This is a genomic window from Massilia litorea (assembly GCF_015101885.1).
GTDB lineage: Bacteria > Pseudomonadota > Gammaproteobacteria > Burkholderiales > Burkholderiaceae_D > Telluria > Telluria litorea.
Window position 1 is genome coordinate 4868813 of sequence record NZ_CP062941.1, and the last position, 25300, is coordinate 4894112.

The 25300-nt window shown below is 64.4% G+C and carries 23 protein-coding genes; 15 read left to right on the forward strand and 8 right to left on the reverse strand.

Going from position 1 to position 25300, the window contains the following annotated elements:
- The first annotated feature begins 32 nt into the window (after positions 1–32).
- Positions 33–1022, forward strand: coding sequence for a diguanylate cyclase domain-containing protein (locus tag LPB04_RS21880; RefSeq protein WP_193686541.1), 990 nt, complete (start codon positions 33–35; stop codon positions 1020–1022).
- Here the strand turns inward: LPB04_RS21880 and murB are convergent.
- Positions 1019–2047: a UDP-N-acetylmuramate dehydrogenase gene (murB, locus tag LPB04_RS21885; protein ID WP_193686542.1), complete on the reverse strand. Its 1029-nt coding sequence runs from the start codon at positions 2045–2047 to the stop codon at positions 1019–1021. The genes LPB04_RS21880 and murB overlap by 4 nt on opposite strands.
- A 158-nt stretch (positions 2048–2205) precedes the next feature.
- Between murB and LPB04_RS21890 the strand changes: the two genes are divergently transcribed.
- The 3 genes from LPB04_RS21890 (at position 2206) to LPB04_RS21900 (ending at position 6656) form a co-directional block, all read left to right on the forward strand.
- Complete coding sequence (locus tag LPB04_RS21890) at positions 2206–2691, forward strand: YajQ family cyclic di-GMP-binding protein (RefSeq protein ID WP_193686543.1); 486 nt, start codon at positions 2206–2208, stop codon at positions 2689–2691.
- 159 nt (positions 2692–2850) lie between these two features.
- On the forward strand, positions 2851–4116 hold the full coding sequence (locus LPB04_RS21895) for a nitronate monooxygenase (RefSeq protein WP_193686544.1): 1266 nt from the start codon (positions 2851–2853) through the stop codon (positions 4114–4116).
- Between the two features lie 137 nt (positions 4117–4253).
- Positions 4254–6656, forward strand: a complete 2403-nt coding sequence (locus tag LPB04_RS21900; protein WP_193686545.1) for a sensor domain-containing protein — start codon at positions 4254–4256, stop codon at positions 6654–6656.
- Positions 6657–6833: 177 nt separating this feature from the next.
- On the opposite strand, the gene LPB04_RS21905 is transcribed toward LPB04_RS21900, so the two are convergent.
- On the reverse strand, positions 6834–7772 hold the full coding sequence (locus tag LPB04_RS21905) for a DHH family phosphoesterase (protein WP_193686546.1): 939 nt from the start codon (positions 7770–7772) through the stop codon (positions 6834–6836).
- 319 nt (positions 7773–8091) lie between these two features.
- Between LPB04_RS21905 and LPB04_RS21910 the strand changes: the two genes are divergently transcribed.
- The 4 genes from LPB04_RS21910 (at position 8092) to LPB04_RS21925 (ending at position 12851) form a co-directional block, all read left to right on the forward strand.
- Positions 8092–9369 (forward strand): sensor histidine kinase, encoded by a 1278-nt coding sequence (locus LPB04_RS21910; RefSeq protein WP_193686547.1) that lies wholly within the window; start codon positions 8092–8094, stop codon positions 9367–9369.
- Positions 9370–9459: 90 nt separating this feature from the next.
- Positions 9460–10221 (forward strand): LytR/AlgR family response regulator transcription factor, encoded by a 762-nt coding sequence (locus tag LPB04_RS21915; protein ID WP_193686548.1) that lies wholly within the window; start codon positions 9460–9462, stop codon positions 10219–10221.
- A 342-nt stretch (positions 10222–10563) separates the two neighbouring features.
- A complete protein-coding gene (locus LPB04_RS21920; protein WP_227496534.1) occupies positions 10564–11721 on the forward strand; it encodes a PAS domain-containing sensor histidine kinase in 1158 nt (385 codons plus the stop codon).
- Between the two features lie 113 nt (positions 11722–11834).
- Positions 11835–12851, forward strand: a complete 1017-nt coding sequence (locus LPB04_RS21925) for a porin (RefSeq protein WP_193686549.1) — start codon at positions 11835–11837, stop codon at positions 12849–12851.
- A gap of 129 nt (positions 12852–12980) precedes the next feature.
- Here the strand turns inward: LPB04_RS21925 and LPB04_RS21930 are convergent, their stop codons facing one another.
- Both LPB04_RS21930 and LPB04_RS21935 read right to left on the reverse strand, forming a co-directional pair.
- Positions 12981–13631 (reverse strand): class I SAM-dependent methyltransferase, encoded by a 651-nt coding sequence (locus LPB04_RS21930; RefSeq protein WP_193686550.1) that lies wholly within the window; start codon positions 13629–13631, stop codon positions 12981–12983.
- A 15-nt stretch (positions 13632–13646) separates the two neighbouring features.
- Complete coding sequence (locus LPB04_RS21935) at positions 13647–14585, reverse strand: CysB family HTH-type transcriptional regulator (protein ID WP_193686551.1); 939 nt, start codon at positions 14583–14585, stop codon at positions 13647–13649.
- A gap of 167 nt (positions 14586–14752) precedes the next feature.
- Between LPB04_RS21935 and LPB04_RS21940 the strand changes: the two genes are divergently transcribed.
- From LPB04_RS21940 to cobA, 6 genes are read left to right on the forward strand one after another with little or no spacing between them, the layout of a single operon-like run.
- Positions 14753–16438, forward strand: coding sequence for a nitrite/sulfite reductase (locus LPB04_RS21940; RefSeq protein WP_193686552.1), 1686 nt, complete (start codon positions 14753–14755; stop codon positions 16436–16438).
- On the forward strand, positions 16431–16991 hold the full coding sequence (locus tag LPB04_RS21945; RefSeq protein ID WP_193686553.1) for a DUF934 domain-containing protein: 561 nt from the start codon (positions 16431–16433) through the stop codon (positions 16989–16991). Before LPB04_RS21940 ends, LPB04_RS21945 begins: the two co-directional genes overlap by 8 nt.
- An 11-nt stretch (positions 16992–17002) precedes the next feature.
- Positions 17003–17719 carry a phosphoadenylyl-sulfate reductase gene (locus LPB04_RS21950; protein ID WP_193686554.1) on the forward strand — a complete coding sequence of 239 codons (717 nt, stop codon included), beginning with the start codon at positions 17003–17005 and terminating at the stop codon, positions 17717–17719.
- A gap of 24 nt (positions 17720–17743) precedes the next feature.
- Positions 17744–18682, forward strand: a complete 939-nt coding sequence (gene cysD / locus LPB04_RS21955; RefSeq protein WP_193686555.1) for a sulfate adenylyltransferase subunit CysD — start codon at positions 17744–17746, stop codon at positions 18680–18682.
- Entirely contained in the window at positions 18682–19989 is a 1308-nt protein-coding gene (locus tag LPB04_RS21960; RefSeq protein ID WP_193686556.1) for a sulfate adenylyltransferase subunit 1, read from the forward strand. The genes cysD and LPB04_RS21960 overlap by 1 nt, the downstream gene beginning before the upstream one ends.
- A 13-nt stretch (positions 19990–20002) precedes the next feature.
- Complete coding sequence (gene cobA, locus LPB04_RS21965) at positions 20003–20752, forward strand: uroporphyrinogen-III C-methyltransferase (protein WP_193686557.1); 750 nt, start codon at positions 20003–20005, stop codon at positions 20750–20752.
- Between the two features lie 6 nt (positions 20753–20758).
- Here the strand turns inward: cobA and LPB04_RS21970 are convergent, their stop codons facing one another.
- Positions 20759–21187, reverse strand: a complete 429-nt coding sequence (locus LPB04_RS21970; protein ID WP_193686558.1) for a magnesium transporter CorA family protein — start codon at positions 21185–21187, stop codon at positions 20759–20761.
- Positions 21188–21464: 277 nt separating this feature from the next.
- Here LPB04_RS21970 and yghU point away from each other — a divergent pair, with 277 nt between their 5' ends.
- Positions 21465–22307 carry a glutathione-dependent disulfide-bond oxidoreductase gene (gene yghU / locus LPB04_RS21975; protein WP_193686559.1) on the forward strand — a complete coding sequence of 281 codons (843 nt, stop codon included), beginning with the start codon at positions 21465–21467 and terminating at the stop codon, positions 22305–22307.
- Positions 22308–22504: 197 nt separating this feature from the next.
- Here the strand turns inward: yghU and LPB04_RS21980 are convergent, their stop codons facing one another.
- Genes LPB04_RS21980 through lptF form a run of 3 tightly spaced genes read right to left on the reverse strand, consistent with a single transcriptional unit; the run spans position 22505 to position 25228 of the window.
- A complete protein-coding gene (locus LPB04_RS21980; protein ID WP_193686560.1) occupies positions 22505–22882 on the reverse strand; it encodes a sirohydrochlorin chelatase in 378 nt (125 codons plus the stop codon).
- Positions 22882–24075, reverse strand: coding sequence for an LPS export ABC transporter permease LptG (gene lptG / locus LPB04_RS21985; RefSeq protein WP_193686561.1), 1194 nt, complete (start codon positions 24073–24075; stop codon positions 22882–22884). The genes LPB04_RS21980 and lptG overlap by 1 nt, the downstream gene beginning before the upstream one ends.
- A 10-nt stretch (positions 24076–24085) precedes the next feature.
- Positions 24086–25228, reverse strand: coding sequence for an LPS export ABC transporter permease LptF (gene lptF, locus LPB04_RS21990; RefSeq protein WP_193686562.1), 1143 nt, complete (start codon positions 25226–25228; stop codon positions 24086–24088).
- Between the last annotated feature and the right edge of the window lie 72 nt (positions 25229–25300).

A 25300-nucleotide genomic window follows, 5' to 3' on the forward strand; every position in this document is an offset into this window, starting at 1 on the left:
GTCCACCCCGCTTCGCCACCTCAGCCAAACCGATGCCCACCGCACCTGCCATTGCGCCACTGAACAGCCCTTGCCGCGTCCTGCTGGTCGGCGCACCGCCCTTTGCCGGCGCGCTGCGCGAAATGCTGGCGGACGCCGACGACATCGAACTGATGCTGACCGATGCCGCCCAGGCGCTGGAGCAGGCGGCGACGCTGCGCCCGGCCGTGCTGGTGCGCGCGCTGGGCGGACGCGACGACAGCGGCGACTTCATCCGTGCCTGCCGGGCGCATGCGGCCCTGAACGCGCTGCCCCTGGTCGTCCTTGCCCCCAACGCCGACAACGCCGGGCGCGACGCCGCCTTCGCCGCCGGCGCCAGCGATTACCTGGCCGAATTACCGACCCGGACCGAACTGCTGGCGCGCCTGCGCTACCACGCCTCGGCCAGCCAGGCGCTGCTCGAACGCGACGATGCCCTGCGCCGCCTCGTCGAGACCCAGGCGCTGCTGGCCCGTGCGCAGGGCGAACTCGACCGCATCGACGGCGTCGACGGCCTGACCGGCATCCCGAACCGGCGCCGTTTCGAGCAGGTCGCGCAAGGCGAGTGGCAGCGCGCGCGCCGCAACGGCCAGCCGCTTTCCCTGCTCGTGTGCGATGTCGACAGTTTTGGTTATTTCAATCACCGCCTCGGGCGCGAAGCGGGCGACCTCTGCCTGCGCAAGATGGCGGGCGTGCTCACCGGTCAGCTGAAGCGTCCGTCGGACCTCGCCGCACGCTACGATGGCAAGCAGTTCGCGATCCTGCTGCCCGACACCGGCCTCGATGGCGCGGTGCAGGTGGCCGAATCCTGCCGCGCGGCGCTCGAGCGCCTGGCGCTGTCGCATCCCTTGCCAGAGCGGCGCATCGTGACGATGTCGGTCGGTGTAGCCTCGACCGTGCCGTCCGACGAAGGCATGTTCGACGATGTCCTGGTGCGGGCCGGCGAAGCCGTGCAGGCGGCCAAGTCCCGTGGCCGCAACCGGGTCGCGGCTTTCCGGGCCTAGATAAAGACCGGTTCCGGCTCCAGCTCGACGCCGAACCGTTCCAGCACATCCTGCTGGATCGCGCGCGCCAGCGCCATGACGTCGGCCCCGGTTGCCCCGCCATTATTCACCAGCACCAGCGCCTGCTTCGGGTAGACGCCGGCCGCGCCCATGTTTTTCCCCTTCCAGCCGCACTGGTCGATGAGCCACCCCGCCGCCAGCTTTTCGCTGCCGTCCGGCTGCGCGTGGTGCACCAGTTGAGGGAAACTCTCCAGCAGCGCGCGGCACCGGGCGCCGGGCACCACCGGATTCTTGAAGAAGCTGCCGGCGTTGCCGATCTCGGCCGGGTCGGGCAGCTTGCGGCGCCGGATCGCGACGACGGTGTCGCTCACCTGGCGCGGCGTCGGGGCATCGATGCCCGCCGTTGCCACTGCCTGGGCCAGTTCGGCGTAGCGCAGGTTCGGCTGCCAGTCCCGCGGCAGGGCGAAGGTGACGTCCAGCACCACCAGGTTGGCGCCGCCGGCGTGCTTGAACACACTGTCGCGGTAGCCGAAACGGCAGTCCTGCCCGGTGAGGGTACGCCGCTCCCCCGTCGCCAGGTCGAAGACGGTCAGCGAGTGAAACACATCCTTGATCTCGAGGCCATACGCCCCGATATTCTGGATCGGTGCCGCGCCCACGGTGCCGGGAATGAGGGACAGGTTTTCGAGGCCGCCCAGGCCCTGGTCCAGCGTGTACTGCACGAAGGCATGCCAGTTTTCGCCGGCGCCGGCGCGCACCAGGGTCTTGCCGTCCTCTTCGCCGATGACCTCGCGGCCTTCGATGGCCATGTGCAGCACCAAGGCCTCGACGTCGCGCGTGAGCAGCACGTTGCTGCCGCCGCCGAGGACGAAACAAGGCAGGCCCGTGCCGGCGCTGTCGCCGCGCAGGCCGTCGAGCTGGTCCGCATGCGTGACGCGCAGGTAGCGGCGGGCACGCGCCGGGAGGCCGAAGGTATTGAAGGCTTGCAGCGAAACGTCGTGTTCGATCGGGAGGGTATTGGGCATGGGTCAGGACGGTCGAGGGCGAAAACCGGTCGATTATAGAGGCAAATATCGTAGCGACCCCAGCCTTGTCGGGTTAAAACGGTCGTTCTATTCGTGCTTGTCCGTTAAAATACTGCCACTTATAAATTCAGCAGCAACATCATAAAAGGAAAACTGCGATGCCATCGTTTGACGTGGTCTGCGAAGCAGACATGGTTGAAGTAAAGAACGCCGTCGAGCAATCGAACAAGGAAATCACCACCCGCTTCGACTTCAAGGGCAGCTCCGCCAAGGTCGAGCAGAAGGAAAAGGAATTGACGCTGTTCGCCGATTCCGATTTCCAGCTGAGCCAGGTGAAGGACGTGCTCGTCAACAAAATGACCAAGCGTAAGGTCGACGTCCGCTTCCTCGACGAGGAAAAAGTGGAAAAGATCGGCGGCGACAAGGTCAAGCAGCTGATCAAGGTGCGCAACGGCATCGAGACCGAGGACGCCAAGAAAATCACCAAGGCGATCAAGGAAAGCAAGATGAAGGTGCAGGCCAGCATCCAGGGCGAAACCGTGCGCGTCACCGGCGCCAAGCGCGACGACCTGCAGGCCGCGATGGCCCTGCTGCGCAAGGACATCCAGGACCTGCCGCTCGCGTTCAACAACTTCCGCGATTAATGGACGCCGCCGGGGCATGCCCCGGCCTTCCCTCGCCGCATGCCTCGCGCTACCCCCTTTTTGCTTGGGGTAGAATTGAGGCTGCACAAACTCGCTCGCCCCGCCTCGCTTTTCGAGCAAGAGCACACTGGTAGCAACTTCGGTAGTCTAAGGATAGCAATGAAACGTGTTGATGATTTCCGCCTGCGTCTGGGCAATAAGGAATATGTGCCCATCATGATTGGCGGAATGGGCGTGGACATTTCGACCTCCGAGCTCGCGCTGGAAGCGGCGCGCCTGGGCGGCATCGGCCACATCTCGGACGCGATGGTGCAGGACGTCTCGGACCGCAAGTTCGATACGACCTTCGTCAAGGACAAGACCAAGCTCTACAAGTTCAACATCAACAACATGGACAAGGCGGTGGTGCAGTTCGACCTCGAACGCCTGGCCGAAGCGACGCGCCTGCACGTGGGCGCGACCATGGCGGCGAAGAAGGGCGATGGCCTGATCTTCGTGAACTGCATGGAAAAGCTGACCATGAACGCGCCCAAGGAAACCCTGCGCACGCGCCTGGCCTCGGCACTCGACGCCGGCATCGACGGCATCACCATGTCCGCCGGCCTGCACCTCGGTTCCTTCGAACTGATCAAGGACCACCCGCGCTTCCGTGAAGCCAAGCTCGGCATCATCGTGTCCTCGGTGCGCGCGCTGCAGCTGTTCCTGCGCAAGGTCGCCAAACTCAACCGCCCGCCCGATTTCATCATCGTCGAGGGACCGCTGGCCGGCGGCCACCTGGGCTTCGGTTTCGACTGGAAGAACTACGACCTGCACCTGATCATCGACGAAATCCTCGCCTACATGCGCGCGGAAAACATCGACATCCCGCTGATCGCGGCCGGCGGCGTGTTCACCGGTTCGGATGCGGTCTCGTTCCTGGAAAAAGGCGTGGGCGGCGTGCAGGTGGCGACCCGCTTCACCGTCACCCAGGAATGCGGCATGCCCGACAGCGTCAAGCAGGAATACTTCCGCGCCAGCGAGGAAGACATCATCGTCAACGGCATCTCGCCGACCGGCTATCCGATGCGCATGCTGAAAAGCACGCCGGCCATCGGTTCCGGCATCCGCCCGGGCTGCGAATCCTACGGCTACCTGCTGGACGCCACCGGCAACTGCGCCTACATCAATTCGTACAACCGCGAAGTGCTGGCCAATCCGGACGTGAAAAACCCGCCGGTGATGGACAAGACCTGCCTGTGCACGCACATGCGCAACTATAACTGCTGGACTTGCGGCCATTACACCTACCGCCTGAAGGACACGACCCACAAACTGGCCAACGGCGATTACCAGATCCTGAGCGCCGAGCACGTGTTCAAGGACTACCAGTTCAGCGTGAACAACGAAATCGCCCTGCCGGAAAAACAGGAGAGCGCGGCCGCCTGAGCACGCCTCCTGTCCCCTTCGCAAAAAGCCACGCTCAGCCGTGGCTTTTTGTTTTTGAACAAGGGCGACAAAAGGTGGGGAACAGGAGTACGCTCGGGTAGTCCAACTGAGGTTGCCCACAACGAAAGGCGCTCAGCATGACCATGCCCATACCGACTGCCAACGCCGCTTTCCTGATTGACGAAGCGGGCATCATCACGGCATGGAACAAGGCGTGCGAGCAGCTGCTCGGCTTTCCCGCGCGCGAGGCCATCGGCCAATCCTTCGGCTCCCTGCTCGTCGGCATCGATCCCGGGGATATGACCGTGCGCTGGCGCGGCCTGGCCGAAGACCACGGCCACACCAACCGGGTCGTCCTGCGCCATGCCGACGGTACGACGGTCAAGGCGGACCTCGCCATCCTGCCGCAGGCCGGCCTCGATGGCGTCGACCGGGCCTGGGTCGCAGCCATCGACAACGTCCACAACGATGCCATGCCCGACGCGGTGCTGGTCGGGCGCATGCCGCTGGCGACGATCATCGACGTCTTGCCGGGCACCTTCTATGCACTCAACCGCGAAGGCCGCTTCCTGCTCTGGAACCGTAACCATGAGCGGATGACCGAGTACAGCTCGGAAGAAATGGGCGCGACCAATGCGCTCGAACTGTTCGATCTGCCCACCCGTCCCCTGATCGCCGAGAGTATCCGCCGCGTGTTCGAGGAAGGCGAGGAAGTCACGATCGAAGCCGATGTCGTCGCGCGCAGCGGACGCGAAACGCCGATGCTGCTGTGCGGCGCGCGCGTGGATTGCGACGGCGGCCGTTACCTGTTCGGCATGGGCATGGACATCACGGCCAGGCGCGAGCAGGAACGCGCACTGCGCCTGCGCGAGCGCGCCCTGCACGCGGCCAGCAACGGCATCGTCATCACCGGCATCGACGGCGGCAACTGCCCGATCGAATACGTCAATCCGGCCTTCGAGCGCATCACCGGCTACAGCGCGATCGAAGTCGTCGGGCGCGATTCGCGCTTCATGGCGGCGCCCGGGATGGACAACAATGAGCGCCAGCAGGTGCGCGAGGCAATCGCCGCGCGGCGGCCGGTGAACGTCGTGTTTCGCAACATGCGCAAGGACGGCGAGCTGTTCTGGAACGACCTGTCCATCACGCCGGTACAGGGCGAACATGGCGAAACGACACATTTCATCGGCGTCATCATGGACGTCACGGCCACCAAGCAGCGCACCGCCCACCTCGAGCACGAGGTCAACCACGACCCGCTCACCGGCCTGGCCAACCGCAACCTGATGTGGGACCGGCTGGAGCAGGCGCTGCACCTGTCGCAGCGCCAGAAGTCGATGGTCGGCATCGTCCTGATCGACCTGAACAACTTCAAGAACATCAACGACAGCTTCGGCCACGAGGCCGGCGACGTGGTGCTGAAGGTGGTCGCGCGCCGCCTGCAGGCCTCGGTGCGCGAGATCGACACGGTGGCGCGATTGTCCGGCGACGAATTCGTGCTGGTGCTGGTGAACCAGCCCACGCTGCGCTTCACGCTGCGCATGATCGAGCGCCTGCGCCAGAGCCTGACCCAGCCCGTCTCGTTCATGCACAAGGAAATCGCCGTCGGCGCCAGCCTCGGGGTCGCGGTCTACCCGCACGACGGCATCACCGCGCCCGATCTGGTGCGCTCCGCGGATGTCGCCATGTACCACGCCAAGGCCACCGGCCGCAACGAAATCTATTTCTTTTCGAACGATATGAAGTCGAGCAGCGAGGCGCGGGCGCGGCTCGATTCCGGCATGTCGCACGCGATCGAACGGAGCGAGCTGTTCATGCTGTACCAGCCCTGCATCGACGCGAAGAGCGGCCGGGTCTCCTGCTTCGAGGCGCTGCTGCGCTGGCGCCACCCCGAGCACGGGGTCCTGCTGCCCTCCTCTTTTCTCTCGGAAGCCGAGGAAAACGGCCGCATCGTCGAGTTCGGGGCTTGGGTGCTCGACCAGGCCTGCGCCTTCCTGCACGACCTGAAACAGCTGGGCATCACCGACGTGCCGGTGACGGTGAACGTCACGGCGCGCGAGTACGGGCAGCAGGATTTCGTATCGGGCATCGCCTCGCGCCTGAAAGCCTGGGAGCTGGCGCCGGACCTCCTTCAGATCGAACTGCGCGAGGAAACCGTGATCCGCAATCCGGGCCAGGTACGCGACCTGGCCGCCCAGCTGCGCCAGCTCGGCCTGACGCTGTCGATCGACGAATTCGGCCAGGGCATGACCGACCTCGGCTTCCTGCGCGAACTGTCCGTGGGCCAGCTGAAACTGGCAAAGGAAGCGGTGCGCGCGATTGCCGACGGGCCCGAAGGCGAAGGCGGGACGATGGCGCGCACGCTCATCGACATCGGGCACAATCTGCGCATGCCGGTGATCGGCGAGGCGGTCGAGACGCGGGCGCAGCTGGACTTCCTGACCGCGCATGGATGCGAGGTGCTGCAGGGTTTATTGCTGAGCGAGCCGGTGCTGCCGGAGGCGGCGCGCAACCTGGTGCGCGATCGGATGCCGGCGTGACGGTTATGCGACGGTTGTGGGGCTGTTGCCTGTTCGGCTATCGGTGTTCCGAATCCGCGTGGGCTCAAGAGCCCACCCTACGGTCTCCGCTGCCGGCCGTAGGGTGGGCATTCATGCCCACGCGGATTCAACGCACCGATAACGGAACAGGCAACAGCCCCACCCCGCCCGCACACCTTACCCTTCGCTCGTAATCCGCTGAATCAAGGCCCCCAGCACATCCTCCGCCATCGCGTTGTCCACCTGGCAAGTCCCCGCATTCTCATGCCCGCCCCCGCCGTACTCCAGCATCAGCGCGCCGATATTCGTCCTCGAGCTCCGGTTCAGAATCGATTTACCCGTCGCAAACACCGTGTTCTGGTTTTTCAGCCCCCACAGCACGTGGATCGAGATGTTCGTCTCCGGGAACAGCGCATAGATGATGAAACGGTTGCCGGCGTAAATCGTCTGCTCCTCGCGCAGGTCGAGCACCACCAGGTTGCCGTGCACGCGGGCGCAGCGCCGGATCTGTTCCTTGCACAGGTTGCTGTGCTCGAAATACAGCCTGGTGCGCTCCTGCACGTCGGGCAGCGCCATGATCTCGTCGATCGAATGCTGCCGGCAGGCCTCGATCAGTTCCATCATGAGCTGGTAGTTCGAGATGCGGAAATCGCGGAAGCGGCCGAGGCCGGTACGGGCGTCCATCAGGAAGTTGAGCAGGTTCCAGCCGGCCGGCTCCAGCACTTCCTCGCGCGAAAAACGGGCGCTGTCGCCCTTGTCGACCGCCGCCATCATGTCGCGCCAGGCCACGGGGAACACTTTCTCGCCGCCGTAGTAATCCCAGACCACGCGCGCCGCCGACGGCGCCTCGGGCTGGATCACGTGATTCGGGCGCGTGCCGCGGTTGCGGATGGTCTCGGACAGGTGATGGTCGAAGGCCAGGTGGGCCCCGGCGACATAGGGCAGGTTGGTCGTGATGTCGCGCTTGGTGATCGCAATTTTGCCGTCCTGCATGTCCTTCGGGTGGACAAACAAGATGTCGTCGATCAGGTTCAGGTGCTTGAGCAGGACTGCGCAGACCAGTCCATCGAAGTCGCTGCGGGTGACGAGGCGAAACTGTGCAAGAACGGCGGACATCGGCGTACCCTTTCGTCGAATGGTTGACTTTCAATACGGCAATCGTTTTCAAATCATACCGTGCAAAGTTTCCGATTTTTATTTTTTATTGAAGGGTTTGGGGGGCGACAAGGCGGCACCGGCACCGCCTTCTGCATTCCACGCCCCGCATCCTGCAGGCTGTCGCAAAGCACGCGCGGTGTCGCCGGCTGCGGGGTAAAGTTGCAACATTCCAACAATCCGAAAGCCGGACCCTGCCATTTGCACATGGCAAAACGGCACCGGGCGGCAGGGACGCGGTACACTCGCTCCCGCCCACGAATCGAAGACAAGACCCGACATGCAAGCGCGCAGCTCCTCCCACCATTATTTTTCAGGCATCCTGTCGTCGCTTTACCGCGCCTTCGATGCCGTCGCCACCTGGGTTACCCAGCTGTCGTGGTGGAAATTCTTCCTGTTCGCCGCGCTGACCCTGATCGCCGGCGCCATCCTCCAGGAAGAACTGTTTTCCGGCGGAGAGGTCGAGATCGCCGCGGCCGAGCGCGCCGCGCGCAAGGACCAGCCCAGCATCCTGATCGACGACAGCGGCATCCATTTCAACCCGCGCAACAAGCCGAAAGCCGGCAGTCCGGACGGCCCTGCGGCCGCGCACCCATCCGTGCCGCCCGCGCCCGAGGCGCCCGGCGCTCCGGCTGCGCCGGGAGCGCCCGACCCTGTCCCGGCGCCCGACCTGGCCCTGCCGAAAGGCGCCCATCCGGGCAGCGACTCGGTCCACATCGAACTGCCGCCGCAGATCGCCGAAGAGTTGTCGGTGGCGATCGAAGGCGCCGTCGACGATGCGGCAGAGGCGAAAGTGTCGCGTTATCACAAACAGGCCTCGACCTGGTTCAACAGCTTCGTGCTGCTGCTGGTCATGGCCCTGTTCGGGGTCAAGGCGCTGATGGGCGGCAAGAAGCGCGCTGAATTGCAAACCCAGTCCGCGAATGCCGCCGCCGAGCGCGAGTCGATGCAGCGCCAGCTGTCCGAGGCGCGCATGCAGATGATGCAGGCCCAGGTCGAGCCGCACTTCCTGTTCAACACGCTCGCCTCGGTCGAACACCTGATCGAGACCAACCCGCCGCGCGCCTCGGCCATGCAGCGCAGCCTGATCCAGTACCTGCGCGCGGTGCTGCCGCAGATGCGCGACAACACCCTGGTGACCAACCTCGGGCGCGAAGTCGACATGGTCACTGCCTACCTGAACCTGCTCAAGATGCGGATGGAAGAACGCCTGACGGTCGACATGCGCATCCCCGACGGCCTGCGCAGCGCCGCCTTCCCGCCGATGATGCTGCAGTCGATGGTCGAAAATGCGATCAAGCACGGCCTGGAATGCAAGCCCGAGGGCGGCACCCTGAAAATCGTGGCCGACGTCGCCGACAACAAATTGCGCGTCACCGTCACCGACGACGGCGTCGGTTTCGGGGTCGTGCCGAGCACCGGTACGGGCCTCGGCCTGCCGACCATCCGCGAGCGCCTGCGCTTGCTGCATGGCGAGTCCGGCCAGCTGCACATCGCCGCCAACAGCCCGAGCGGCGTGATCGCGATGGTCGAGGTGCCGTACCAGGTTTCGCGCTGAGCAGGTTTCCCGCTGGGGCATCGATGTCCTTGCCTGCCGCCCCGTTTCGTTGAATAATTGTCACTTCCTCTTTCCGCCAGGACCACGACCATGCCGACCGCGATTATTGCCGATGATGAAAGACTGATGCGCGACCAGCTGCGCATGCGCCTGGAGCAGGTGTGGCCGGAACTGGAGATCGTGGGCGAGGCGAAAAATGGCGAAGAAGCGGTCGAACTGGTCGGACAGCACAAGCCCGATCTGACCTTCCTCGACATCCGCATGCCGGGCAAGACCGGCATGGAAGCGGCACGCGAAATCGGCGACCGCAGCCAGATCGTGTTCGTCACCGCCTACGACCAGTACGCGGTCGAAGCCTTCGAGCGCGGCGCCGTCGATTACGTGCTGAAACCTTCCGAACCGGAGCGCCTGAAGGTCACGGTCGAACGCCTCAAAGCGCGCCTGGACAAGCCGGGCGCGGTGGTGAACGACAGCGTCACCGCGATGCTGTCGCAACTGGCGGAAAAGATCGCCGCACCCAAGCCGAAGCACCTGCAGTGGATCCAGGCCAGCATCGGCCAGGATTTGCGCATGATCCCGGTCGAGGACATCTTGTTCTTTCGCTCCGACGAAAAATACACCTGCGTGCAGACGGCCACATTCGAGGCGCTCATTCGCAAGCCGGTGCGTGACCTGGCCGACGAACTCGATCCAGCCCTGTTCTGGCAGATCCACCGCGCCACGCTGGTCAACGTCAACGCCATCGAAGGCGTGACGCGCGACATCCGCGGGCGGCACCTGGTGCTGGTCAAGGGGCGTCCGGAAAAGCTGGAAGTAAGCCGGAGTTTCCTGCATCTCTTCAAGCAGATGTAAGGCTGTCCGGGACCCGCTAGCTGCCGCGTACCGTAGGGTGGGCATGCCCACGCGGTGCGGAGCATGCAAGGTCAAGCATGTGCTCTCGCAATGAAGGCATGTTCATCATGCTGTCGTCGTTTTCAGGCAGTTCGACTCTCACTTGGCGCGCCGCGTGGGCACGAGTGCCTGGTGAACCCGTCATTGAGGCCATTGGCCTTCATGACCCCATACGTTACGCGGCTGATCCGGGTCCTGCCCAGCTTGTCCCCCCTCAAGTACGACCTTCTACGCCCGCCGTATCGTAGCGTTTGGTCCGCATGCGCGGACGATAACGCAGGCATACCCGGCAGGCATACCCACATGAAACAACAGCGCAGTGCGCGCCCGTTCGTGCGCGGCCTGGCGATGTTCGCGCTCGGCTGGTTCGGCGGCCGCTGGCTGGCCCGTGTCGACGCCGACAGCGCCGTCGATGCGCCGGCGCGCCACAGCCGGCGCGTCGTCCACAACGCCGGCGAAGCGATCATCGCGGCCGACGAGACGAGCCGCATCGTGCTCGCCAATCCGGCGGCGGCGGCCATGTTCGGGGTCACGACCCAGCAGATGCAGGGCAGCCCGCTGTCGCGCTTCATCCGGGCACCGGCCGCCGACGTCGAATCGCCGCTCGAGTATTTCCAGGCCGACGGCCGCGCCGGGCGCCGCGGTACCGATTACGCCGGCATCGGCCTGCGCGCCAATGGCGAGCCCTTCGCCATCGAAGGTTCGCTCGCCGATACCCTGCAGGACGGCCACACCGTCTACACCATCATCCTGCGCGACGTGTCCGAGCGCCAGCGGGTGCAGCGCAAGCTCGCGCGCTCGCACGACCAGTTGCGCCAGCTGTCCGCCGCGCTGCAGACCATTCGCGAGGAAGAGCGCACCCACATCGCGCGCGAGCTGCACGACGACCTCGGCCAATTGCTGGCCTCGCTGCGCATGGACCTCACCTTGCTGCGCACCGAGTGCGGCGCTTCGCCGAACCTCGGGCGCCTGATCGACGGCATGGACGGCAACCTGCTCACGGCGATTACCTCGCTGCGCCGCATCGCCACCAACCTGCGTCCGCGCGCCCTGGACGAGGGCGGGCTGTATTTCGCCCTGCAGGGCTTGCGCGAGGATTTCACGCTGCGCCACGGCATCGTCTGCGAACTGCTGGCCGACGAAGCCGAGCTGCGCCTCGACGACCAGGCCAGCACGGCGATCTTCCGCATCATCCAGGAGGCGCTCACCAACATCGCCCGCCACGCCGGCGCCAGCCTGGTAACGATGAACCTGTACCGCATCAACAGCGAACTGCTCGTCACGATCCGCGACGACGGCCGCGGCATCAGCGAGGAAGACATGGAAAAGGCCGAATCGCTGGGCCTGGTCGGCATGCGCGAACGGGTCTGGGGACTCAAGGGCGAGATCACCATCAGCGCCGACGAGTCGCCCGGCACCCGGATCGACATCGTGCTGCCGGTGGCGGACCATACCGTTTAGGACTTGTTGTTTTCGAATATCAACCTGTCATGAAGTAGAAATATTGCCCCGATAAGATGCGCTGGACCCTGAGTTTGCCAACTCAGTCCTTCGTCACCTTATTGGAGATCTTCATGCAATACAAAGCCCTGGCCGCCGCGCTGATCACGACCCTTCCGCTGTTCGCGCATGCGCAGACCAACGTCACCGTCTACGGCATCATGGACGCGGCCGTCGCCGTCGAGGACACCGACGCACCGGGCGAAAAGCGCCGCACCGTCATCAACTCGGGCAACCAGTCGAGCAGCCGCCTGGGCTTCCGCGGCACCGAAGACCTGGGCAATGGCCTGAAGGCAATCTTCAACATCGAAGCCGGCGTGTCGCTCGACACCGGCGCCGCGGACTCGGCCCTGTTCGGCCGCCGCTCGGTGGTCGGCCTGCAAGGCAACTTCGGCCAGCTGACCGTGGGCCGGGAATACAGCCCGATCGCGTCGATCGCCGCCGCCACCGACGCGCTCGGCCAGGGCTTCTACGGCAGCAACCTGTCGGCCTTCACCACCAACCGCCTGACGCGCCGCTTGAGCAATTCCGTGAACTTCAAGAGCGCCCCGATGGCAGGCTTCAGCGTGCTGGCTGCGTACTCGGCCGGGGAGCGCACGACCGACGGTCCGAACGGCAACCTGCTGGGCGTGGCGCTGGAATATGCGAACGGCCCGTTCTACGTCGGCGCCGGCTACCACCGGCTGGAGCGTGTTGCGATCAGTGACGACCGCGAACTCGCGCTCGGCGCCGGCGTCAAGCTGGGCGACTTCGACATCAAGGCCAATTACCTGGCGGCCGACCAGGCCGGCGCCAACAACAAGTTCGAGCAGATCAACCTGGGCGGTGTCTACACCATGGGTTCGAACAAGTTCTACGCGAACCTGCAGCGCAACGAAATCGACAATGGCGCCCGCGGCAACGCCTGGTCCCTGGCCTACAGCTACGCGCTGAGCAAGCGCACCAACCTGTACACCGCCTACGGCTCGATGCGCAACAACGATCGCGGCGTGTTCGGCCTGAACTCGTCGTCGAACAACGTGACGCCGGTGGCGACCGCGCTGGGTGCGGACCCGACCGCGTTCACGGTGGGTGTGCGTCACGCGTTCTGATTGGCGTAACCTGAAATGAAAAACGCGCGTGATTCACGCGCGTTTTTTATGCCACCGTCAGTTGCGCAACGTATGGGGTCATGGAGGCCAATGGCCTCCATGACCCCATACGTTACACCACGCTCCGGCTTACTTCAGGCGGCAGGTCAATATCCAGAAAAACTCGATCCGCTCGATCTTGATCTCCTTGCCGACATTGCCCAGGCGCTTACGTAACGCGCTGTCCGACTGGTAACTCTTCGGCAGCTCGAAACGCTCGCCTTCCGGCGCCGTCAGGATCTCGTAGGTCGTCCCGTCCGCATCCGTGCGCGCAATGGTTTCGCTGAAACCTTCGACGAAGGAATCGTCCAGGATCACCAGCAGCACATCCTTGCCCAGGCGCTTCTTGAGCGTCGCCAGCAGCTGTTCCTGCTCTTTTTTGTTCAGGTGCGACCACAGGAAGCTGACCAGTACCGCCGTGAATTTGCCGATGTCTTCCGGCAGGTCGAGGGCGTCGGCAACGCGGAAGGTTACTTTGCCTTCGGGCATGCCGCGCTCGCGGGCGATGTCGACCAGGTTCGCGTTGATGTCCACCGCCAGCACCGATTGCGCCGACTCGGCCGCCACTTCGGTCCAGAAACCGGTGCCGCAGCCCAGTTCCAGCACCGTATGCCCGGCAAGCACGTTGCCGAGGTGGATGCTCATGTCGTCGATGTCTTCATCCATGTCCGGCTCGAGGTATTTGTCCTCGACGGCCTCGCCCAGCAGGGCGTAATACTTTGCTACTTGTTGATTGCTCATGTTTTTCTCTGACTCTTACAGCTCGTAGTTTTCTCCGCCGCGCATTGCGGCTTCGACCATCTTGCGGTTCAGGCTCGGGGCCAGCAGCTCGATGAAGGTATAAATATAACTGCGCAGGTAAGCGCCCTGCTTCACCGCCACCCGCGACACGTTCATGCCGAACAGGTGGCCGACGGGAATCGTGCGCAGGTTGCGGTCGCGCTCGGCATCGAAGGCCATGCCGGCGATGATGCCCACGCCCATGCCAAGCTCGACATAGGTCTTGATGACGTCGGCGTCGATCGCTTCCAGCAGCACATCCGGCTTCAGTTCGCGCAGGTTGAAGGCGTGGTCGATCTTGCTGCGGCCGGCGAAGGCGGCATCATAAGTGATCAGGGGGTAACCGGCGATCTCTTCCAGCGAAATCGCCTTCGAGCGCAGCAGCTCGTGTTCCGGCGGCACCACGATCACGTGTTCCCACTGGTAGCAGGGCAAGGTCACCAGGCCGTCGATCGCCGCGATCGCTTCGGTGGCGATCGCCAGGTCGGCCTGGCCCGTTTTCACCATGTCGGCGATCTGCTTCGGATTGCCTTGCAACAGGGACAGGCGCACCTTCGGGTACTTCGCCATGAAGGCCTGCACCACTTTCGGCAGCATGTAGCGCGCCTGGGTGTGCGTGGTGGCAATGGTGAAGCTGCCGCTGTCGTGGGCCGCGTATTCCTTGCCGATGCGTTTCAGGCTTTCGATTTCCTGCATGATCAGCTCGACCGACTCCAGCACCAGCCGGCCCGGCTCGGTCAGGCCGCGGATGCGCTTGCCGTGGCGGGTGAAGATGTCGACGCCCAGCTCTTCCTCGAGCTCGATGATGGCTTTCGACACCCCCGGCTGCGACGTGAACAAGGCCTTGGCGGCGTCGGTGAGGTTGTAGTTCTGGCGCACGGCTTCGCGCACGAAACGCAGTTGGTGAAGGTTCATTCCTGTTGTTATGTGATGGTGTAAATGCCAATCCGTATTTTATGCGATTGCTTATGCCACTACCGTATATAAGCAAATAAATTGTCAGTCGTTTGGAATAAAGCTGCTGGGGTTTACCATGCGAGCTAGCTTACCGGGCCCATACCCCGATTTCCTCCAGGACAATTATGTACCGTTACGATCAATACGACCATCTCATCGTCCGCGAGCGCATTGCGCAATACCGCGACCAGGTTGCCCGCCGCCTGAACGACGAGTTGACCGAAGAAGAATTCCTGCCGCTGCGCCTGCAAAACGGCCTGTACATGCAGCGCCACGCTTACATGTTGCGCATCGCGGTTCCCTACGGCCTGCTGTCGACCGCCCAGATGCGCATGTTCGCGCACATCGCGCGCAAGTATGACCGCGGCTACGGCCACTTCACGACGCGCCAGAACATCCAGTTCAACTGGATCGAGCTGGAGCAGACCCCGGACATCCTGACCGACCTGGCTTCGGTGGAAATGCACGCGATCCAGACCTCGGGCAATTGCATCCGCAACATTACGACCGACGAATTCGCCGGCGTGGCGGCCGACGAGATCATGGATCCGCGTCCGTTCGCCGAGATCCTGCGCCAGTGGAGCACCTTCCACCCCGAGTTCATCGCCCTGCCCCGCAAGTTCAAGGTCGCGATCAACGGCGCCGTGGAAGACCGCGCCGCGATCGCGATCCACGACATCGGCCTGACCCTGGTGAAGAACGAGGACGGCGAAGTCGGCTTCCGCTTCATGGCCGGCGGCGGCATGGGCCGTACGCCGATCATCGGCAGCGTGATCCGCGAATTCCTGCCCTGGCAGCACCTGCTGACCTATACCGAAGCCGTGATGCGCGTGTACAACTCGTACGGCCGCCGCGACAACAAGTACAAGGCCCGCATCAAGATCCTGCTGAAGGCCCTGGGTGTCGAGGAATTTTCGCGCCTGGTCGAGGAAGAGTGGCAAGACCTGAAGGATGGCCCGGAAACGCTGAGCCGCGAGGAATACGACCGCGTCGCCGCCTATTTCGAGGCGCCCGCCTACGCTACCCTGGACGACAGCAATCCCTTGCTGGCGCACCCGGACAACAAGGCTTTCGGTAACTGGCTCAACCGCAACGTCAAGCCGCACAAGGTGCCGGGCTATGCCTCGGTCGTGCTGTCGCTGAAGAAGACCGGCGTGCCGCCGGGCGACGCGACCGCCGAGCAGATCGACTTCGTCGCCGACCTGGCCGATAAATTCAGCTTCGGCGAACTGCGCGTGACGCACGAGCAGAACCTGGTGCTGGCGGACGTGAAGCAATCGGACCTGTTCGAAGTCTGGACACTGGCGAAATCGAAAGGCCTGGCGACGCCGAACATCGGCCTGCTGACCGACATCATTTCCTGCCCGGGCGGCGACTTCTGCTCGCTGGCGAATGCGAAATCGATCCCGATCGCGGCGGCCATCGCCGAGCGTTTCGACAACCTCGACTTCCAGCACGACATCGGCGACATCGAACTGAACATCTCGGGCTGCATCAATGCCTGCGGCCACCACCACGTCGGTTCGATCGGCGTGCTGGGTGTCGACAAGGACGGCAGCGAGTGGTACCAGGTCTCGATCGGCGGCGCCCAGGGCAAGGATGCGGCGATCGGCAAGATCATCGGCCCGTCGTTCTCCGGCGGCCAGATGCCGGAAGTGATCGACCGCCTGCTGCAGGTGTATGTGCAGAACCGCTTCGAAGGCGAGCGTTTCGTCGAAACGGCGCAGCGCCTGGGCATCGCACCATTCAAGGAACACGTTTACGCCACGCCGATTTCCAAGGGCGAACTGGTTGGGGAAGACCATGCTTGAAGTAGTTCACGAACAAATCATCCGCGGCCGCGAAGTCGTTGCCGACGACTGGCGCGTGCTGCGCCTCGAAGAAAACGAGACGCCGGAAGGCGTGGTCGTCCCTGAAGGCAAGGTCATCGTGCCGCTGTCCGTCTGGCTGGCGCAAAAAGAGACGCTGTCGCAGCGCGCCGAACTCGGCGTCTGGATCGCCGCCGACGAGCGCTTCGAAGCCCTCAAGGGCGATGCGGACCGCTTTGCCGTGATCGCCGTCGACTTCCCGAAGTTCAGCGATGGCCGCGGCTATTCGATCGCCTTCAATGTGCGCAAGCGCCTCGGCTACACCGGCGAACTGCGCGCCATCGGCGACGTCCTGCGCGACCAGCTGTTCTCGATGTCGCGCGTCGGCTTCAATGCCTATGCGACGCGCAAGGACCGGTCGATCCATGACGCGCTGAAGGGCCTGACCGTGTTTTCCGAAACCTACCAGGCCTCGGTCGACCAGCCGCTGCCGCTGTTCCGCCGCAAGGAACGCGACGTGCCGCTCGAACACAGCGACGTCGGCGCCGGCATCTGAGGACACAGACCATGAGCGACCTCGCTACCCGCGTATCGGATACGCAGGCCATCCTGGCGCGCATCGCGGCCGAGTTCACGCCGGCCGTGTTCGCCTCCAGCCTGGCAGCCGAAGACATGGTGCTGACCGACCTGATCCTGCGTGCGAAGCTGCCGATCGGCATCTTCTCACTGGAAACGGGCCGCCTGCCGAAGGAAACCCTGGCCGTGCTGGACGCCGTCAAGGAGACCTATGGTGTCGACATCGCCCTGTTCCGCCCGGACCCGGCGGCAGTCGACCGGTATGTCACGCAAAACGGCCTGAACGCCTTCTACGACAGCGTCGAGATGCGCAAGGAGTGCTGCCGCATCCGCAAGGTCGAGCCGCTCGGCCATGCGCTGGCCGGCAAGAAGGCCTGGATCACGGGCCAGCGCCGTGCACAGTCGAGCACGCGTGCCGAGCTGGCGGTGCAGGAAGACGATCCGGCGCACGGCATGGCCAAATTCAATCCGCTGGCGGACTGGAGCGAGGCCGAGGTCTGGGAGTACATCCGCGCCAACAATGTGCCGTACAACGCCCTGCACGACCGCGGTTATCCGTCGATCGGCTGCGAACCCTGCACCCGTGCCATCCAGCCGGGCGAGGACGTGCGCGCCGGACGCTGGTGGTGGGAAAACGCCGACTCGAAGGAATGCGGCCTGCACGTGGTCGACGGCAAACTGATCCGAATTAAATCCGTGGCAGCTTGAGCCACACACGAACACAAGGCAAACATGAGCAACCTCCTGGACAACGCCGGCATCCTCGCCACCGTCAATGCGCGCCACCTCGACGCGCTCGAATCGGAAGCGATCCACATCCTGCGCGAAGTGGCGGCCGAATGCACGAATCCCGCCCTGCTGTTCTCGGGCGGCAAGGACTCGGTCGTGCTGCTGCGCCTGGCCGAAAAGGCTTTCCGCCCCGGCAAATTCCCCTTCCCGCTGGTGCATATCGACACCGGCCATAACTTCGACGAAGTCATCTCCTTCCGCGATGCGCGCGTCGCCGAACTGGGTGAGCGCCTGATCGTCGGCTCGGTCGAGGAATCGATTCGTAAAGGCACGGTGCGCCTGCGCAATCCGCAGACCGATTCGCGCAATGCGGCCCAGGCCGTGACCCTGCTGGAAACGATCGCCGAACACGGTTTCGACGCCTGCATCGGCGGCGCCCGCCGCGACGAGGAAAAGGCGCGTGCGAAAGAGCGCATCTTCTCCTTCCGCGACGAATTCGGCCAATGGGACCCGAAGGCCCAGCGCCCGGAACTGTGGGACCTGTATAACACCCGCGTCCACCCGGGCGAAAACATGCGCGTGTTCCCGATCTCGAACTGGACCGAACTCGACGTGTGGCAGTACATCGCCCGCGAAAAGCTGGCCCTGCCGTCGATCTATTTCGCGCACCAGCGCGAGGTGATTCCACGTAACGGCCTGCTTGTGCCGCTGACCCCGCTCACGCCGGCAAAAGAAGGCGAAACGGTGGAAACGCAAACGGTGCGCTTCCGTACCGTCGGCGACATCAGCTGCACCTGCCCGGTCTCCTCCGATGCCGGCACGGTCGAGGCGATCATCGCCGAAACGGCCGTCACGCAAGTGACCGAACGCGGCGCCACCCGGATGGACGACCAGACCTCCGAAGCCTCGATGGAAAAACGCAAGAAGCAAGGATATTTCTGATGAATGCCATGACCGAGAATCTTACTCAACACAGCCTCCTGCGCTTCATCACCGCCGGTTCCGTCGACGACGGCAAGAGCACCCTGATCGGCCGCCTGCTGTTCGACAGCAAGGGCATCTTCGCGGACCAGCTGGCCGCCGTCTCGCGCTCGAAGCACAAGCGCACCGTGGGCGACACGATCGACCTGTCGCTGCTGACCGACGGCCTCGAAGCCGAGCGCGAGCAAGGCATCACGATCGACGTCGCCTACCGATACTTTGCGACGCCGAAGCGCAAGTTCATCATCGCCGACACCCCGGGCCACGAGCAGTACACCCGCAACATGGTGACCGGCGCCTCCACCGCCGACGCCGTCATCATCCTGGTCGACGTCTCGAAGGTGAAGCTGCACGAGGACGGCAAGGTCGACCTGCTGATCCAGACCAAGCGCCACTCGACCATCGCCAAGCTGCTGCAGATCGAACACGTGATCGTCGCCGTCAACAAGATGGACCTGGTCAAGTACGACCAGGTTGTCTACGACCGCATCGTCGCCGCCTACCAGGAATTTGCCGATTCGCTGGGCCTGAAGGACGTCACCGCGATCCCGCTGTCGGCGCTGGCCGGCGACAACGTGGTCGAAGCATCAAGCAACATGGACTGGTACACCGGCCCGACCCTGATCGAGCTGCTCGAGTCGCTCTCGGTCTATGACGAAGCACACGACGCGCCCTTCCGCTTCCCGGTGCAGCTGGTGGCCCGCCACAACGGCCACGAAGCGAACGACTTCCGCGGCTACATGGGCCGCATCGAGTCGGGCAAGGTCTCGGTCGGCGACAAGCTGGTCGTACAGCCTTCGGGCCAGAGCGCGACGGTCAAGGAAATCCTGACTTTCGACGGTTCGCTCACGAGCGCGAATGTCGGCCAGTCGGTGACGCTGCTACTGGAAGAGTACCTGGACATCTCGCGCGGCGACACCCTCGCCGGCGCCGAAGCGCCTGCGACCCTGCTCAAGCAGGTGGTGGCCGACGTGTGCTGGATGTCGGACGAGCCGCTCGACCTGCGCCGCAAGTACTGGATCAAGCACGGCACGCGCCAGACGGCCGCCAAGGTGACCAAGGTCGACTCCATCCTCGACATCAACACCCAGCAACGCCATGCGGCCGAGGGCCTGAAGCTGAACGACATCGCGCGCATCGCTTTGTCCGTCCAGCAGCCGCTGGCGGCCGACGCCTACGACGACATCCGCGCTACCGGCGCTTTCATCCTGATCGACGAAGTCACGCACCAGACCGTTGCGGCGGGTATGATCCGCTTGGGCGAATAACAGGAGCAGCACGATGGCGGTAAAGGGCAAGGTCTATCTGATTGGCGCCGGGCCCGGCGCCGCCGACTTGATCACCGTGCGCGGCGCACGCCTGCTGGGGCAGGCCGACGTCGTGCTCTACGACGCGCTGGTGACGCCCGAGATGCTCGCGCTCTGCGGGCAAGCCGAGCTGATTTCGGTCGGCAAACGCTCGGGCCAGCGCTCGGTCGCCCAGGAGGCGATCAACGCCCTGCTGGTCGACTGCGCCTTCAAATTCGGCACCGTCGTGCGCCTGAAAGGGGGCGACCCGATGCTGTTCGGGCGCGCCGACGAGGAATTGCGTGCCCTCGAGGCCGAGGGAATCGAGGTCGAGGTCGTCCCCGGCATCACCACCGCGGTGGCCGCTGCCGCCGCCACCAAACAACCGCTGACCAAGCGCGGCGTCGCCCGCAGCGTCGCCTTCTTCACCTCCAGCACCGGTCCGGACCAGCCGGAACATGCCGCCCTGCCCCACACCGACACGATGGTCCAGTACATGGGCGGACGCGAAGCCGCGGCCACCGCCGAACGCCTGCTGGCGCAGGGGCGGCGCGCCGACACGCCGGTGGTGGTGGTGGAAAACTGCAGCCGGGTCGACGAGCGCATCGAACGCCTGACACTGACCGACCTCGCGCGCGGGCTGGAAGCGGCCCACGGTCCGGTGCTGGTGATGATCGGCGAGGCGCTGCGCCTGCGCGCGCACCAGCCGGCGCTGGCTTCGACTCCCCTGGCACAGGGCGCCTGAGGCCCTTCAGGCCCGGTCGTATTCCTCGATTTGCCCCAGCAGCCGGTCGGCTGCCGCATGGGTATCCGCATTCACCTGGTTCAGGCGCGCGATCGCCGTTTCCAGTCGCGCTCCGGCGCGCCCCGCACATTCGCGGCTGTGCCAGCGTGCCAGGTCGCGGCGCATGGCCGTCAAGTCTTCCTTCAATTCTCCCAACATGCGCCGCAGGCTGCGGTCGGCGTCGACCATGCCGGGAATGCTGCCGGCGTGCAGGCGGCCCGACAGGGTCGCGATCCTGGCGCCGATGGCGGCGATCCGGCGCGCGGTGGCGTCGATGTGGCGCGCGCAGCGGGTCTGCGCGAACAGGCCGCCCGGCAGGCGCAAGCCGGACGCCGCCCGGCCTGCGCGCGGGCGCAGGAGCGTTGCGAGGACCTGTCTGACGAAGGATGGGAGCATGGAGCGGCGTGGAGTGGATGAATGAACGCGGCTTGAAATGCCCGAGCAGTGTGGGCGGCTTCGCAGGGGCTGTCAAACCGGCCGGCGGCACTGCGAGCTGATGTGAAACAAGCATTCGTGCATTCGCCCTGATTGTTGGCACCGCGTCAAGGAAATCGCCCTCCGCGGCAAATGGCCACCTGCCCTGCATGATCGCGGCGACTCGGGTAAGCTCTTCCCACATGCATTTTCGACACGGGCGCATGGCGTCCCTCACCCATCCATCGAGGAGAATCGAATGACCGACAAACCGAGCTATGTACCGCCCAAGGTATGGACCCCGCCGCAATCGAACGGCGGCATGTTCGCCAACATCAACCGCCCGGTCGCGGGACCGACGCACGAGGCCGAACTACCGGTCGGCAAGCATCCGCTGCAACTGTATTCGCTGGCCACGCCGAACGGCCAGAAGGTCACGATCATGCTCGAGGAGCTGCTCGCCGCCGGTTATCGAGAGGCGGAGTACGACGCCTGGCTGATCAAGATTAACGAAGGGGCGCAGTTCTCGAGCGGCTTCGTCGAGGTGAACCCGAACTCGAAGATCCCGGCGCTGCTGGACCGCAGCGGCGACCAGCCGGTGCGCGTCTTCGAATCGGGCTCGATCCTGCTCTACCTGGCCGACAAGTTCGGCGCCTTCCTGCCGAAGGCGGTGGCGGCGCGCACCGAGGCCTTGAACTGGCTGTTCTGGCAAATGGGTTCCGGTCCCCTGCTGGGCGGCGGCTTCGGCCACTTCTACGCCTACGCGCCGGAGAAGCTGGAATACCCGATCGACCGCTATGCGATGGAAGTCAAGCGCCAGCTCGACGTGCTGGACCGCCAGCTGGCGGAGCACCGCTTCGTCGCCGGCGACGAGTACACGATTGCCGACATGGCGATCTGGCCCTGGTACGGCAACCTGGTGCTGGGCGAACTGTACGAGGCGGGCGAGTTCCTGTCGGTGCACGAGTACAAGCACGTGCGGCGCTGGGCCGAGGAAGTGGGTGCGCGTCCGGCCGTGAAGCGCGGGCGCAGGGTCAACAAGGTGCGCGGCAATCCGGAGGAGCAGGTGCCGGAGCGCCATTCGGCAGCGGATCTGGATTGATGGAGGTAACTTGCCGCTAACCGGTACGCACCGTAGGGGCCTTCGTGGCCAATGGCCGCGAAGGCGGGTTCACCGGGCTCTCGAGCCCACGCGTTACGCACGGTCGATAGTCGAGAATTAAACCGCGTCCGAACGCGTGGGCACAAGTGCCCACCCTACGTTACGCGACGGTCTCGATTAGATTGAACCGATGCGGTCTACCCGGTCGACCGGACACAATAGTCCGTCATAGCGGCGAGTACCCCCGGGTCCTCGCCGACGGCACCGGCCACGCTCAAGCGCAGCCCCGGATGCGCGGTCCGCAATCCCTCCGCCAACAGCGGCAGATCCCGCAGCAAATGCCCGCCCTGTCCCAAAAACACCGGCACGATCGTCACCTCGTCCACGCCCTCGGCCACCAGCGCAGCCACCGTCTCCGGCAAGCGCGGCTCCATCAACTCCAGGAAGGCCAGCCGCACCGCGCAATCCGGCAGCCGTGCCGCCGTCAGGTCGCGCAATCTCTCGAAGGGCGCGGCCCAGGACGCGGCACGCGCGCCGTGGGCAAAGAGGACGAGCGCTTTTTTCGTTTGTGCCATCAGTGCCTCTCTACCCAGCGCAGCGCGCCGATGGCCATCAGCAGCATGAGCAGACTCGGTGCCACGGCCGTGAGGAAGGCCGGCCAGGTCGAGAGCAGGCCGATGTGCGAGAACAGCGAATTGATCAGGATGAAGCCGACGCCGATCATGATGCCGATGAAGATCTTGAGGCTCACGCCGCCGCTCCTCGTATGCAGGTAGGCGAAGGGCAAGGCGAGCGCCATCAGGACGAAGATCGCCAGCGGATCAATGATCTTCTTCCAGAAGGCGATCCGGAAACGCTCGCTCTCCTGGCGGTTCTCGACCAGGTGGCGCGAATACACGGCCAGTTCGTTGGCCGACATGCGCTCCGGATCGCGGCGCGAGACCTGCAGGATCTTCGGCGTGATTTCCGAGACCAGGTCCAGGCTGGCGAGTTTACGGGTGGCGACCGCGCTGGTCTCCTGTCCGTAGGTGCTCTGGATGGTCTGGCCCTTGGGCACGGGCGCGCCCGGATCGGGCAGCGTGCGGCTGTTGGAGAACTGCGTTTCGGTGACGTCGGTAAGGCGCCAGGTGCCGTTGCCGCTGAAGCTGGCGCTGGCGGCCGTGATCAGGGCGCGCATGCGCATCGCGTTGTCGAATTCGTAGAGGCGCACGTCGAGCAGCTGGCCGTCCGGACGGATCTGGCGCGCATTGAAGAAGCGCGAGCCGACGATCGGTCCGCGCACGCCGTTCGGTCCCGGCGCGTGCACGTTATCCTTGGTCCACATCCCCGAGCGGAATTCCGAAGCGAGGGTCGAGCCCTTCGCCGACAGGCGCACCTTTTCCGCCAGCGGCGCGGTGCGCGGCGTGATCAGTTCGCCGAAGATGAAGGTGACGATGACGAACACGATGCCGATCTTGAACAGCATCCAGCCTGCCATGCGGGTCGACATCGAGGACGCCCGCATGATCGTGAATTCCGAGCTTTGCGCGAACTGCGCCATCGCGTAGATGGTGCCGATCAGGGCGGCCACGGGCATCACCTCGTACACGTGCCCCGGCAGCATCAGCAGCACGTACAGCAGCGCGTGCTGGAACATGTAGTTGCCCTTGCCGACCGAAGGCAGTTCGGTGGTCAGGTCCATGAAGGCGATCAGGCCGAGGAAGGCGAACAGCACGAAGACGACTGCCTGCGTGATGTTGATCGCGAAATAGCGCTGTAATACTTTCATGGCTGGACTTTCATCGGGCCTCGACCTGGGCATGCGCGCGGTGCAGGCGGCGGCGCTTCCAGGCATTGATCAGGACCAGCGGGTGGTAATGATGGTTCACGTTCAGGCGCCAGGCGAACAGGCCGAAGACGATCAGCGCGGCGAGCAGATGCAGCGGCCACCAGGCCATCGCGAAATCGATCTTGGCCTGCTTGACGCTGGCCTCGGCCATCTTGACCAGGTTGTTATAGGTGAAGAAGATCAGCAGCGCGAGGATCAGGTTGGCCGAACTGCCGGCACGCGGATTGACGAAGCCGAGCGGGATCGCGAGCAGGATCAGCACCAGGCAGATGATCGGCGCCGAGATGCGCGACAGCAGTTCGGAACGCGTCCACTGGTTTTCCACGGCCAGCAGTGCCGTCATGGGGAGCGCATCGAGCGGCACGTCGGCGCCCAATACCGGGACCTTGGTCGCCACGCGCATGCTGTAGCGCTCGAACTCCATCGACTGGAAATCGGCCTTGCCCGGCACGCCCTGGTAGCGCCGCCCGTTCTTCAGCACCAGGTACTGGCCGCCCTTGCCGTCCGCTTCGACCACGCCTTCGCGTGCGACGACGATGGAGCTGCCGTCCTTCTGGTTGGTACTCACGAACACGTTCTTGACCACGGTGGAGCCGTTGGTGCTGCCTTCGACGAAGAACACGCGGTCGCTCGACGAGGACTCGCGGAACTGGCCGGGCGCCACGCGCTTGAGGTCTTCGCGCTTCTCGAAGCGCTGGATGAATTCCGTGCTCTTCATCTTGGCCCAGGGCGCGACCACCATCGACAGCGCGCCCACCAGCAGCACCAGCGGCACGCCGAAGACCAGCACCGGACGAATCCAGGCAAGCAGCGACTGGCCCGAGGCGAACCAGACGACCATTTCGGAATCGCGGTAGCTGCGCGTGACCGCGACCAGCACCGAAATAAAGCTGGTGAGGATCAGGACAGTTGGCAGATAATTCAGTGACTGAAACGCAATCAATGCGACGACGTCGCCCGATGCGACGCGCCCGCCCGCAGCCCGGCCGAGGATGGCAATCAGGGTCCAGGTGACGCACACCGTGAACAATACCGTGAAGCTAGCCCCGGCTGCGCTGGCCAGTTCACGATGCAGGGCGCGTTGGAAAATCATTCGATAGTTATAATTGCAGGTTGAGCGGTCGTCGCACAGCGGTTGCACACTAAGCGCACAAAACGAAACGGA

Coding starts and splice junctions, on each gene's coding strand:
- LPB04_RS21880 (WP_193686541.1), top strand. CDS start 33: ATGCCCACCGCACCTGCCATTGCGCCACTGAACAGCCCTTGCCGCGTC.
- murB (WP_193686542.1), bottom strand. CDS start 2,047: ATGCCCAATACCCTCCCGATCGAACACGACGTTTCGCTGCAAGCCTTC.
- LPB04_RS21890 (WP_193686543.1), top strand. CDS start 2,206: ATGCCATCGTTTGACGTGGTCTGCGAAGCAGACATGGTTGAAGTAAAG.
- LPB04_RS21895 (WP_193686544.1), top strand. CDS start 2,851: ATGAAACGTGTTGATGATTTCCGCCTGCGTCTGGGCAATAAGGAATAT.
- LPB04_RS21900 (WP_193686545.1), top strand. CDS start 4,254: ATGACCATGCCCATACCGACTGCCAACGCCGCTTTCCTGATTGACGAA.
- LPB04_RS21905 (WP_193686546.1), bottom strand. CDS start 7,772: ATGTCCGCCGTTCTTGCACAGTTTCGCCTCGTCACCCGCAGCGACTTC.
- LPB04_RS21910 (WP_193686547.1), top strand. CDS start 8,092: ATGCAAGCGCGCAGCTCCTCCCACCATTATTTTTCAGGCATCCTGTCG.
- LPB04_RS21915 (WP_193686548.1), top strand. CDS start 9,460: ATGCCGACCGCGATTATTGCCGATGATGAAAGACTGATGCGCGACCAG.
- LPB04_RS21920 (WP_227496534.1), top strand. CDS start 10,564: ATGAAACAACAGCGCAGTGCGCGCCCGTTCGTGCGCGGCCTGGCGATG.
- LPB04_RS21925 (WP_193686549.1), top strand. CDS start 11,835: ATGCAATACAAAGCCCTGGCCGCCGCGCTGATCACGACCCTTCCGCTG.
- LPB04_RS21930 (WP_193686550.1), bottom strand. CDS start 13,631: ATGAGCAATCAACAAGTAGCAAAGTATTACGCCCTGCTGGGCGAGGCC.
- LPB04_RS21935 (WP_193686551.1), bottom strand. CDS start 14,585: ATGAACCTTCACCAACTGCGTTTCGTGCGCGAAGCCGTGCGCCAGAAC.
- LPB04_RS21940 (WP_193686552.1), top strand. CDS start 14,753: ATGTACCGTTACGATCAATACGACCATCTCATCGTCCGCGAGCGCATT.
- LPB04_RS21945 (WP_193686553.1), top strand. CDS start 16,431: ATGCTTGAAGTAGTTCACGAACAAATCATCCGCGGCCGCGAAGTCGTT.
- LPB04_RS21950 (WP_193686554.1), top strand. CDS start 17,003: ATGAGCGACCTCGCTACCCGCGTATCGGATACGCAGGCCATCCTGGCG.
- cysD (WP_193686555.1), top strand. CDS start 17,744: ATGAGCAACCTCCTGGACAACGCCGGCATCCTCGCCACCGTCAATGCG.
- LPB04_RS21960 (WP_193686556.1), top strand. CDS start 18,682: ATGAATGCCATGACCGAGAATCTTACTCAACACAGCCTCCTGCGCTTC.
- cobA (WP_193686557.1), top strand. CDS start 20,003: ATGGCGGTAAAGGGCAAGGTCTATCTGATTGGCGCCGGGCCCGGCGCC.
- LPB04_RS21970 (WP_193686558.1), bottom strand. CDS start 21,187: ATGCTCCCATCCTTCGTCAGACAGGTCCTCGCAACGCTCCTGCGCCCG.
- yghU (WP_193686559.1), top strand. CDS start 21,465: ATGACCGACAAACCGAGCTATGTACCGCCCAAGGTATGGACCCCGCCG.
- LPB04_RS21980 (WP_193686560.1), bottom strand. CDS start 22,882: ATGGCACAAACGAAAAAAGCGCTCGTCCTCTTTGCCCACGGCGCGCGT.
- lptG (WP_193686561.1), bottom strand. CDS start 24,075: ATGAAAGTATTACAGCGCTATTTCGCGATCAACATCACGCAGGCAGTC.
- lptF (WP_193686562.1), bottom strand. CDS start 25,228: ATGATTTTCCAACGCGCCCTGCATCGTGAACTGGCCAGCGCAGCCGGG.